Origin of the sequence: Candidatus Desulfatibia sp. (genome assembly GCF_036446775.1) — a bacterium.
Lineage (GTDB): Bacteria > Desulfobacterota > Desulfobacteria > Desulfobacterales > UBA11574 > Desulfatibia_A.
The window spans coordinates 1-10,914 of the sequence record NZ_JAZFTO010000194.1; the positions used below are offsets into that span (position 1 = coordinate 1).

Consider the following 10,914-nt stretch of genomic DNA (forward strand, 5'->3'; position numbering starts at 1 on the left):
AACTCACCCTGGATGGGCTGGAGCAGGCGGTCGGGCATCTGATGTCCAATTAAGAGACCTTTGAACTGCCGAGGTCAGAGGTCGGAGGTCGGAGGTCAGTAATCAGTTACCAGTATCCAGCATCCAGTATCCAGCATCCAGCATCCAGTATCCAGCATCCAGCATCCAGTATCCAGCATCCAGCATCCAGTATCCAGCATCCAGTATCCAGCATCAAGTATCTATACCGAAAAGCCGGCAGGTGTTTTGCCATACTGTTGCCGCAAGATCCTCAGGATATTTGTTGCGCACCTCCGCCAGTTTCAACATAACCGTGCGCACAAAGGCGGGTTCGTTACGCCGGGTGTGGTTCCTTTCCGGCACGGGGACGAGGTAGGGGGCGTCGGTTTCAATTAAGAGGCGATTTGCAGGGATAAGGGGGACAAGCTTACGCAGATCCGCGCCGCGACTTCTGACGGTTAAAATTCCGGTTATACCGATGTAAAGGCCCAGAGCCAGGTATTGTTGCAGTTCGGTTTTATTCCCGCTGAAACAGTGGATTACCCCTGCCTGAAGCGTTTGCCGGTGGTTTTTCAGAATTTCGATCAGGCGGCCGTTGCTGTCGCGCTCGTGGAATATTACCGGGAGATTCAGATTGGCGGCGACTTCAAGCTGCCGGATCAGCCACGTTTCCTGATCTTTTTGGGGGGAGAACATGCGGTTGAAATCGAGGCCGATCTCACCCCAGGCAATCACTTTAGGGCTTTGGGCGAGCTTTTTGAAAAAACTGAGTGTCGCTTCGCCACAGTCCTTGGCGGCGTGGGGATGAATGCCGACCGAGGCATAGCAACCGGCAAAAGATGCGGCTATGGAAACGGCTTTGGCAGAGCGCTTTTGGGTTGTTCCCGCGATCATGGCAGCGGCAACACCGGCGGCCTTCATCCGCTGAATCACCGCCTCGATATCGCCGTCAAAGGCGCGGTCGTCAAGATGGCAGTGGCTGTCGAATAGTTTCATAAGCAAGTTCCATGATGCATGATTTCAGAGGTCAGAGACCAGAGATCAGAGACCAGTGATCAATGATCAGAATGCTGTTTAGCACTGAAATGCTATAAGTTCAACATCTTCGCAATTTTTAGTCAGTAACAAAAGAGGGTGCGAAACTTGAGTTAAAAATAATAAGCGAGCTCCAGCTGAATGAAGCCGGCGTCTCGCAGGCTGTAGAAAAGATCGTCTTCAGGCAGGTCAACCAAGGCTCGGGATTCTATGGAAAGCAGCCAGTTGTCGCCGAAACGGCGACTGGTCTCAAGGCTTAAAGAGCGGGAGGAGTTTTCAAGGTCCTGACTGAATCCAGCCAGAAGCTCTGTGCTGGCAGCGTCGTTTACGGCCAGGCGCAGGCCGAACATGGCGTCGTTTTCAAAAAATGTGGTGGCCTTGCCGCCGCGGTCATCGTAGGCACCTTCAACTAGTACTCCTAAATCCATACCGGTTGCGGCTATATTCACAAAAGTGTACTCAAAACCGCCGACAGATGCAAAAAAATCCTCACCCTGGCCGGTGCGGTAGATCGCTTCCAGCTTCCACAGCCACCCGCCGGCTACCAGTTGCAGATCAAGGCCGCTCTGATTGATCTGTTCATAAAAAGGGATAAGGACCGGCCGGCCGGCACTGTCCAGACCCATAACCAGGGTGGGCTCGCGTCCGGTGCCGTTAAAATTATAGATGCCGAAGTCCCAGTCTCCTATGGTATGGCTGTACCTTGCTGCGAAATCCGGATGATGTTCTTCATCGGCACTTTCATACCTGGCGTTGTCGGTATCCACCACGGCTGCAAAACGTAGACGCCCTTCGCGCCCTGGAAAAGTTCGCTCCCGGAAATAGGGCAATACGAACAACTCCAATGCCCCCCAATCTCTTAAAATTGAAAGTTGGATCATGGGTTGGCCCAGTTTCTCTTCACCGTCGACCGACTCCACAGCATCAGTCTGATTGATGATGTCCACAAGATGGACAAATTCTGTTGTCCCCCAGAACACTTTGCCGATGCCGGCGCGCAGCTCCCACGAATCGGCAACCCACAGATAGTTCAACTCTCGAATGTCAAAATGAGTACGCTCCGAATCAGCGCTGTCGAGCCTTGCAAAAGGGACAAAGGTGAAGCTGGAGCCGTTCTCCCATTCGTGGTAGTATTCCGGCTGGACGGCCAGCGATCCGCTGTTTCTTTTTTGCGCCGGGTCTAATGGCGCTGGCGGGAAATAACGGCCCTCGACGGCCACATAGCCTGAAAAATCATAGGCTGAAGCCCGAGCCCCAAACGCCGCACCCATGATCAGAATCAGCGCGGACACAGTTAAAACTTTGATTCTCATTTTAAGTTTGATAGTTCCGTGAAAAGTAAAAAGTAAAACGTAAAAAGTAAAAAGTTTGTAGGAATTGTAGCCCGACGGAGGCGGATAAACCTTTCGCCAAATATAGCGGCGTAGCCGCGTTTTATAAAATCGTAAAACGATTTTATTATCTAACTCTTTTGAGACTATTCTTAGTAAAGTCTCTGGTCTTGAGTCCGACCTGAAACTTGTAGTTGGACCAGACCAGATCCGTACTTTTGCCGTTTTGGTGGTTGACCATGTACATCTGGTCCGCCCGCCAGTATTTTCCCAGATACTGTTGGTACTCTTTAAAAGTGAGGGTTTTTAAAAGCGAGTTCTTGCGGTCGTAGTACTCGACTTTCCACTGGCGGTATTCGCTCTTGTCGATCCAGGACACCTGGCGGGTGTAGCCCGAATTTTTTTTGTCCACCGGGTAACGTTCCACCACGAAACATTCCCGTCCGTTGTAAATATCATCGCGGATCCATTTGTAGGTGTATTTCTCCACTTCCTGGCTGGAGATGTCCTCATAGGCGAACTCGCTGCCCATGAAGGAGCCCGATTTGTTGCGGGAGCTGATCCTTTTGACCCGTTTTAATGCCGGCAGGTAGAGCCACTGATCATCGTCGCTCTGCTTGTGGCTGAAGGTCAGGAAAGCCGTGCCTTTAACGTCTCTGGGATTGTCGAAAATGGTCAGGCTTTTATCGCCGTCGACTGCTACTTCCAGGGTGCGGACGCGAATTTTGCGAACACTCTTCTGCCCGTGTTTATTTTTAAGGATCATGCGCAGATCGGCGGTAAAATCCTTAAATCCTGCATCGCGCCGGTCGGCCTCCCGGGCGATGGCAAGACCTTTTTCTTCAGGCGTCGCCGCCGTTGCGGCCAGTGGAAACAGGAGCGAAAACAGAGCCATGACGGTCAATAATCGTTGCGTTAGTCTCTTTATTGAATGTTTCATATTTTTTTCCTTCAACTTTCATAAGTAAGGTCGGTAGAAACAGAAAGTCCATAAGTAATGCCAGCGAAATAGTTAGCGCCGACATCAGTCCCATATCGGCATTCATATTATAGCCTGAAAGGGCGAGTACCATAAAACCGGCCACCAGGGCCAGGGTTGTAATCCACATGGCCGTGCCCACGGTATTAAAAGAATAGCGGACAGCAGCCGATGGGCTAAAATCGTGTTCGCGCCGGGCGCGAAGGTACTTGCTCATGAAATGTACGGTATCATCCACAACGATGCCGAGGGTCATGGCCGCGATTACCGAAAGGCCCAGCCCGACCTGTCCCACCGTCAGGCCCCATATTCCATAGGCCATCAAGGCCGGCGTCAAGTTCGGTATCAGGCTGAGAAGGCCTAACTTAAAACTGCGCAGCGCTAATGTCATAATGGCCGAAATCAACACCAGAGCTACAAAGGATGCTCCCAGCATGCTGTTAATATTGCGTTGGGACAGGTGCGCCCAGATAATCGACAGGCCGGAGCCATAGGTGTACATGTTCTCCGGTGCGTTGGCCCTCAGCCAGGCACGTGCTTTTTCGTCCATTTTACGCAGTTCTGTGGTGGTCGTATCTTTTAAAGTCACGATCAAGCGGGTTGCCGACTTGTCGACGTTGATCTGGTTGTTGAGATCGAGGCCGAAGGGGAGCGACATCTCATACAAAAGCAAATACTGCGCGGCCAGATTACGCTCTTCAGGGATTCGATAATAGGATTCATCGTCCGCATGCATGTTTTTGTTCAGACGCTTCATGGTGTCGGTGATCGTATTTACGTTGACAACCTTAGGCTGCTGTCGATACCAGCCGGCAAACTCATCCACTGTTGCCAGAAAATCGGGGTTGTTGATGCCGCCGGTTTCGCCGGATTCCAAAGAATATTCGATGATGTGAAACCCTGTCAGGTTTTCCTCGGTAAAATCGGCGGCGCGGCGGATGTCGTAACTTTTGTCAAAGTATTTGATCCAGTTGTCGTTGAGTTCAATTCGCAGCATCCCGGCGGTCAGTGCTACGATAACAATCGGGGATCCCCAGAATATCATTTTGCGCCGGTTGATCACGAAACTGGCCAGCCGGTCGCAGCCGGCACAAACAGTCTCGTCCGGCTTTGGTTTTACCCGTACGGGAATGACAGCCATAAGAGCCGGCAGGAATATAACCGAGTATACAAACGCCGCCGTAACCCCCATAGCCACGATATTTCCCAGGTCACGAAAAGGGGGAGCGTCGGAGAAGTTCATGGTCAGAAAACCGATGACGGTAGTGATGCTGGTAAGGAATACCGGCAGGAGGTTGACCCTTATAGACTCCGCGATGGCCTCATGCTTCGAATTGCCCTGACGCATCTGCTGGAATATCGTTACCAGGATATGTACGCTGTCGGCTACGGCCAGGGTGAGGATAATTGTGGGAGCGCTGGAAGATGCCGCGGTTATCATAATGCGCAGCCAGCCGGCCATCCCCATCCCGGTAGCCATGGAAATCAGAGTAATGATGAGCGTAGTAAAAGCTCCGGCAAAAGAACGCAGGGAAAGCCCGACAATGACGACCAGGGTAAGCAACATCAACGGAACCAGAGTGCGCATGTCCTTCAGGCCGGCCTCGCCAAAAGCGTTGTCCATCATGACCCCGCCGGAAAGGTACAACTTGATGCCGGGATGCTTCTTGCGGAAATCGTCCGCCATTTTGCGGGCAAACGCGGCTATCTTCGGTACTTCATTTAAAGATTTACCCGGCGCGAGAATGATGACGCTAACACCGGTAACATGCCCGGCAGGCGAGAGTAGTCTGTTTACTAACAGAGGCTCGGAAAGAGCGATGCGTTTAATTCGCAGAAGATCATCATCGGACAGGTTGCCGTCGCCCTGTACCAGATCTTCGACGATCAAATCGTCTTCTTCCGCGCGGGTATGCTGAAAATTAGTGATAGAATTCACCCGGCTGGAATAAGGTATTTGCCATGCAAGCTCGGTCAACTCCTCTACCGCTGCAAGGGTTTCGCGTGTGAAAACATCGTTGTTTTTGGGAGCAATGACGAAGAGAACGTTATTAGTTTTATTGTAAGTGTTTTCCAGAGCTTCCAGGGCCTGTAGTTGAGGGTTTTTTTCGCTGAAAAAAACGCGCGTATCATTATTGAACGTCAAAAGCCGCATCCCGGAAGCCGCAGCCGCCACAATCAGGAGAGTAGCGACAATGATCCACCAGCGTCGCTTTACCACCAACTGTCCGAATATTTTTTCAAACTTGCCCATCTCTATTTACCCCTATCAATTATTGTAAGCGTTCACAGGTTCAGAGTTCCCCGTTCAGGGTTGCTTTTTCTTTGTCGTTGGTTTTCATTTTTAGCTCTCCTTTTAATATTTATTTCGTCATAGAAAACCACGTCCTATGGGCCTCCGGCTCGTAGAGCCTACGCCTCGGAGAGCGTGGTCAGAGTCTAAAGGCTTTGCCTGAAGACTGGTACAAGGATTAATGGAGTATTGGAGTACTGGAGTGTTGAAAATTCGCTTGGTTGTCATTCAAAAGTTATTCGATTGTGATTGCAACAATGAAATTACTTAATTATCTTAGAATTTATAATGATGTTCCTTCATTACTCCATTGCTCCACCACTGCAATACTCCATAAAAATCTATGAATGGCAAAGACCATAAGCCCCCCTATGGGGCAAACCAAAGCCACGTTCTATGGGCGTGGATTCTTTACTTCAGTGCCATTATGATGGGGAAACTCGATTTTTCCCATCTTGTTTGGCCACATACATGGCATTATCCGCCTTTTTGACAAAGGCTTTCATTTCCTCCCCCGGTTCGAACTGGCAGGCACCAACACTTACAGTTATATTGACAGACTCATTTGTACTTGTGGAGAACTCTTGAGTTCCTATTTGCTTTCTTATTCTTTCGGCGGCATTCACGGCGGCTTTGAACCCGGTTCCGGGTAGAATAACCGTAAACTCCTCCCCCCCGTAGCGGTAGGCCGAGTCGGTTCTACGCAAACAATCTTTAATGACTTTACCTGTCATAGTCAGGACTTTGTCTCCTTCCAGGTGCCCATATCTGTCGTTAAGTATCTTAAAATCATCTATATCAATGAGCAATAAAGACAATGGATGCTGATAACGAACGGATCTGTTGATCTCTTCTTTCAATTTACTATAGAAATATCTTGAATTGTAAAGCCGGGTGAGATCGTCAGTAATGCTGAGCTCTTTGTACTTTTTCTCGCTCATCTGCAGCTTATTTTCGACCTTTCGGCGCCTGACTATTTCAGATTTCAGTTCTTCGATGCGGCGTAAAGAATACAGTACGAATCCGATTGCCAGGAAAGAAGGTTCTGATTATTTGGTTTTTTGTCAGGGTTTGATGTACTCACTTTATTAACACCCCTCTGTTTCTTCGCGAATCCTCAGCAAGACATTTTTTTTAATACCCCAATTGAGCGAAAACGCTCAATTGGGTGTCCGTTGTCCATTGTCCGTCGTCCGTTGCTAAGTCCATCGATTCATAAATTCGATAACGAATTTATTCACTCAGGACTTAGTGCTGAGTAAGCAAATACGCAAACTTAACATCCTTAAATACATTACAGTAGTTGCGCATCGAAGCACTAAGGAATAGATAGCCATTAAAAGGTATCGCCTGTTTCAGTTTAGATATCATGCATGACCGGCGGTGTCCAAAAGCAGTGCAGGCTCTACCCCGATTTTTTTCAAGGCCCCCTCCCATCGTGTTTCAATCGGTATTTCAAAGATAATATCTTCAAAAACGGGAGATGTCAGCCAGGCATTCTGTTTTATCTCCGATTCAAGCTGTCCTGGCCCCCAGCCGGCGCATCCCAGAGCGATAATAAAGGATTGCGGTCCCCTGCCCATAGCGACTTCCTCTAAAATGTCCTTGGTGTTGCTCATGGCCAGCGATTTTGTAATCATCAGACAGCCCTCCCAGTCAAAGGGAGGACCATGCAATATAAAAATCTCGCCGATATGAACCGGCCCTCCAATATGGATAGGTATCGATTCTGCTCCCGGCAGGTACTCCACATCCAGTTCATCAAAGATATCTTTTCCCGACAGAGTAGGATGAACCCGATTAACGATGATACCCAGCGCCCCGGCCGGCGAATACTCGCAAATACAGGTAACAGTTTGGTAAAAGTTCTGATCAGCCAAAATTGGCATGGCCATCAAAAACTCACCTTTAAAGGAAGCCGAGAATTGATTTTCCATTTTTTCCTCCATGGAAATTGCAGCACTGCAGTGATACTGTTACCGTAATAGTTCAGCCACAAAGGCACTAAGACACTAAGATTATAATACTAATTTAAATTGTCCGATTGGTTTTATTGGTTTAATTAGTTTTATTTGTTAACCAACCAAACCAATGGAACCAATTTAACCAATAAAACTGAATCATTAAGCTTTATAATCCATACTCCTTCTTTGTGCCTTTGTGTCTTAGTGGCTGAACTGTTACCTGTTACTAAATTACTTCGATCACTTGCTATTGTCAAGAATACAACTTTAATCAGAAAAACACTTTTATTTTGACAGAAAGCATTCTTCAGCCTTATGATGAACTCTGTACTCCTTCTTTGTGCCTTTGTGCCTTAGTGGCTGAATTGTTACCGATAGGTGAATTCGTGCAACATGAATCAAAAAAAATTCCCGGGATGCGAAACGACGCTGTCAATATATTCTATGGGGGGCTGCAGGCTGTCGAACCGGGCGCTGCTGTAAAGAATTATTGCCGACTTGAGGACGATCATCTAATTATCGGGGATTGGATTTATGATCTGGGAAAATATAACAACCTCTATGTGATCGGGGCGGGAAAAGCCGCTGCACCCATGGCGGCAACCTTGGAACAAATTCTCGGCAAAAGGATCACAAGCGGTATCATCAATGTAAAATATAAACATCTTGCCGACCTTGAGCGGATCAAACTCATAGAAGCCGGGCACCCGCTGCCTGATAATAACGGACAACGCGGTGCCGGTGAAATTCTAAATCTTGCTCAAAATGCAGAAAACGGCGACCTGGTTATATGTCTGATTTCCGGAGGAGGATCTGCTCTACTGCCCCTCCCCTTCCCCGGACTCAGCCTGCAGGACAAACAGGATACCATCAAAGTACTGCTGGCGTGCAGCGCTACCATTCATGAAATAAACACCATCAGAAAGCATACTTCCATGTTAAAGGGCGGCAGGCTTACAGAAGCAGCCTATCCGGCTGCAATTGTTTCTCTGATACTTTCAGATGTCGTTGGAGACGACCTCGACGTGATCGCCTCCGGCCCTACTGTCCCGGATTCAAGCACCTTTGTCCAATGCATGGAAATTTTAAATAAATACGACATCGTCAACACATTACCTGAAAGCGTTGTGGCCCACATTCAAGCCGGAGCTGAAGGGGAAGTTCCTGAAACCCCCAAGCAAGGAGATCCGGCATTTAAAAAAGCGCGCAACCTTATTATCGGAAACAATATGGATGCCGTAATGGCCGCTAAGCAAAAAGCTGAACGCCTGGGATACATCGTCCTGGTTCTATCTTCCATGATCGAAGGTGAAACAAGGCATGTAGCCTATGTCCACGGAGCCATCGCCAGAGAAATTATCAAAACCGGTAACCCCCTTGCCCCGCCGGCCTGTATTCTTTCCGGCGGTGAGACCACGGTTACCTTAAAAGGAACGGGGCTGGGAGGACGAAATCAGGAGTTTGCATTGGCAGCAGCCATAGATATCGACGGCAGTGAAGATATTGTCGTTCTCAGCGGCGGCACAGACGGCACAGACGGCCCCACGGATGCGGCCGGAGCGCTGTCGGATACTACTACAATGGAAAGGGCCGCTGCCATGGGATTAAATCCTCACCATTTCCTCGCAAATAACGATGCGTATCATTTTTTTCAAAAATTAGGCGACCTGTTTGTGACAGGTCCCACCAACACGAACGTTATGGATCTGAGGATTATTCTGGTGAAATAAAATGGCAACCCTGAACGCTGAACCCGACTCGGCTGAGCTCGTCGCAGGCTGAACCTCCTAACCCAGACCGACCGGATGTCCAATTTTTGTGAAATCCCGCCGTATATAACGGTCTACGGTCATTTTTATCTGGTGAATGACGAGGTCTGAAAACAGGTTTCCTCAAAAACACCTGGCTGCGTCCCTGATGTTGCCCTCAAGCCTGCTTTCTACGTATTTATTAAGATGCGGGAGCATGGCATCCAGATAGCTTCCAATTTCTTTTTCAGTTGTTAGGGTGCGCGTTTGTGCAAATAGGCATTTGCGCTCCCCGCCATTGTCTGAAGGGAGTCCATGATCCTCAAGAAGGTGCTTAATAACCATGTCATCATCAAAATCACTATCCGCCGGAAAACGAGTTGTGATTCCAAAACCGGATGAAAACGCCATTATTTTTGTAATGAAAGTTTCAGACTGTTGCGGACAACATGATTGTTTTCCGGAACTACCGGCGATAAGAAGAGGAACAAGACGCTCGACACAATATATAACAGTACGGGTGTGCATGGCGAGTCTGCAGGCCGTGCAGACAAGATTTTTCCCGTTGTATTGCGGCATCAGTTCTTCACATTGATCGAGCCACAACCCTTGCAAGAGCCTTACCGTGTCGAGTTCGACAAAGCTGCTATCGGGCACAGGTTCTGTTGACGGCGCTTGAGCCTTTAAGATTTTTTCAGCAGTTTTAAAGCGTTCAAAAGGAAAGGCCATAAAGCGCAATGCCCCGTTTTGCATACACAAAAGGTGTATATTCCTCGGCCGAGGAATATCCGGATGTCTACCGACCGCGGAAAGAGCATAAAGTGCAAGCGAATCAATGCTTCCCGAAAAAAGGATGGCGAGTTCCTGTTTGCTCATGATTTATTCTCCCCTGCCCTCAATTAGTTCCTTAAATGTAAATATATACCTAAACTGATCGGTTCCAGGTTCAGGGTTCTAGGTTCAAAGGTTATAACATCTTGACATTACTTAACGTTACAACTCAATGCCAGGATTGGCCTCTTTTACCCATTGGGTGAAAATTACTAACCGCCTCTATGTAGGCGTAACTCTTTTGGATTGAGCCTGTTAGGGCTCATCAACCCGGAACCCCTGGCCCAGACCTGATTTCAAGAAGTTGGATCCAAGGCATATGTTTTTAATAGCAGAGGGTCGATCTCCTTGATAACGGTCGTCGCGCTCTCCGAGGCGTAGGCTCATGTCTCTACGAGCCGGAGGCCAGGGCGGGCTTGAACGTTGAACCGCTTAACCCAGGATATAGTTTAGCGTATAAAATAAAATAATTCAATTTTCTTTTTGAGACCGCCAGACGCTCTTGACATCCACCGTGTCTCTGCCTATAGATTCTGTATCATCATGCGCGCAGTCATCCAAAGGGTAAAATCAAGTTCCGTAACCGTCGGCAATGAGACCGTCGGTAAAATCGACAGCGGACTGCTGGTGCTGCTGGGCGTTGCCAAGCCGGATCAGACCGCCGGCGCCGATTTTCTGGCGGAAAAAATCGTAAATTTGAGAATTTTTGAAGACGAGCAGGGCAAAATGAACC

The 10,914-nt window shown here is 48.6% G+C and carries 9 protein-coding genes; 2 read left to right on the top strand and 7 right to left on the bottom strand.

Going from position 1 to position 10,914, the window contains the following annotated elements:
* Positions 1 to 213 precede the first annotated feature (213 nt).
* The 6 genes from V3S16_RS09555 to V3S16_RS09580 form a co-directional block, all read right to left on the bottom strand.
* A complete protein-coding gene (locus V3S16_RS09555; RefSeq protein ID WP_413884456.1) occupies positions 214 to 996 on the bottom strand; it encodes a TatD family hydrolase in 783 nt (260 codons plus the stop codon).
* Positions 997 to 1,148: 152 nt separating this feature from the next.
* Positions 1,149 to 2,348, bottom strand: a complete 1,200-nt coding sequence (locus tag V3S16_RS09560) for a hypothetical protein (protein WP_413884457.1) — start codon at positions 2,346 to 2,348, stop codon at positions 1,149 to 1,151.
* 145 nt (positions 2,349 to 2,493) lie between these two features.
* Positions 2,494 to 3,306 carry an outer membrane lipoprotein-sorting protein gene (locus V3S16_RS09565; RefSeq protein ID WP_413884458.1) on the bottom strand — a complete coding sequence of 271 codons (813 nt, stop codon included), beginning with the start codon at positions 3,304 to 3,306 and terminating at the stop codon, positions 2,494 to 2,496.
* The gene (locus tag V3S16_RS09570; RefSeq protein WP_413884459.1) at positions 3,209 to 5,599 is read right to left on the bottom strand and encodes an efflux RND transporter permease subunit; all 2,391 of its coding nucleotides are present in this window, start codon (positions 5,597 to 5,599) and stop codon (positions 3,209 to 3,211) included. Before V3S16_RS09570 ends, V3S16_RS09565 begins: the two co-directional genes overlap by 98 nt.
* A gap of 464 nt (positions 5,600 to 6,063) precedes the next feature.
* Positions 6,064 to 6,579 carry a GGDEF domain-containing protein gene (locus V3S16_RS09575; protein WP_413884460.1) on the bottom strand — a complete coding sequence of 172 codons (516 nt, stop codon included), beginning with the start codon at positions 6,577 to 6,579 and terminating at the stop codon, positions 6,064 to 6,066.
* Positions 6,580 to 7,005: 426 nt separating this feature from the next.
* Positions 7,006 to 7,575: a YqgE/AlgH family protein gene (locus V3S16_RS09580; RefSeq protein ID WP_413884461.1), complete on the bottom strand. Its 570-nt coding sequence runs from the start codon at positions 7,573 to 7,575 to the stop codon at positions 7,006 to 7,008.
* Between the two features lie 413 nt (positions 7,576 to 7,988).
* Here V3S16_RS09580 and V3S16_RS09585 point away from each other — a divergent pair, with 413 nt between their 5' ends.
* Entirely contained in the window at positions 7,989 to 9,332 is a 1,344-nt protein-coding gene (locus tag V3S16_RS09585) for a glycerate kinase type-2 family protein (RefSeq protein WP_413884462.1), read from the top strand.
* A gap of 162 nt (positions 9,333 to 9,494) precedes the next feature.
* Here the strand turns inward: V3S16_RS09585 and V3S16_RS09590 are convergent, their stop codons facing one another.
* Entirely contained in the window at positions 9,495 to 10,226 is a 732-nt protein-coding gene (locus tag V3S16_RS09590) for a hypothetical protein (protein WP_413884463.1), read from the bottom strand.
* A 498-nt stretch (positions 10,227 to 10,724) separates the two neighbouring features.
* On the opposite strand from V3S16_RS09590, the gene V3S16_RS09595 reads away from it, so the two are divergent.
* Positions 10,725 to 10,914, top strand: a 190-nt coding sequence (locus tag V3S16_RS09595; RefSeq protein WP_413884464.1) for a D-aminoacyl-tRNA deacylase, incomplete at its 3' end; no start/stop codon positions are given.

What these genes read in the sequence shown, in the direction of transcription:
- V3S16_RS09555 (WP_413884456.1), bottom strand. Translation starts at nt 996, where the DNA reads ATGAAACTATTCGACAGCCACTGCCATCTTGACGACCGCGCCTTTGAC.
- V3S16_RS09560 (WP_413884457.1), bottom strand. Translation starts at nt 2,348, where the DNA reads ATGAGAATCAAAGTTTTAACTGTGTCCGCGCTGATTCTGATCATGGGT.
- V3S16_RS09565 (WP_413884458.1), bottom strand. Translation starts at nt 3,306, where the DNA reads ATGAAACATTCAATAAAGAGACTAACGCAACGATTATTGACCGTCATG.
- V3S16_RS09570 (WP_413884459.1), bottom strand. Translation starts at nt 5,599, where the DNA reads ATGGGCAAGTTTGAAAAAATATTCGGACAGTTGGTGGTAAAGCGACGC.
- V3S16_RS09575 (WP_413884460.1), bottom strand. Translation starts at nt 6,579, where the DNA reads ATGAGCGAGAAAAAGTACAAAGAGCTCAGCATTACTGACGATCTCACC.
- V3S16_RS09580 (WP_413884461.1), bottom strand. Translation starts at nt 7,575, where the DNA reads ATGGAAAATCAATTCTCGGCTTCCTTTAAAGGTGAGTTTTTGATGGCC.
- V3S16_RS09590 (WP_413884463.1), bottom strand. Translation starts at nt 10,226, where the DNA reads ATGAGCAAACAGGAACTCGCCATCCTTTTTTCGGGAAGCATTGATTCG.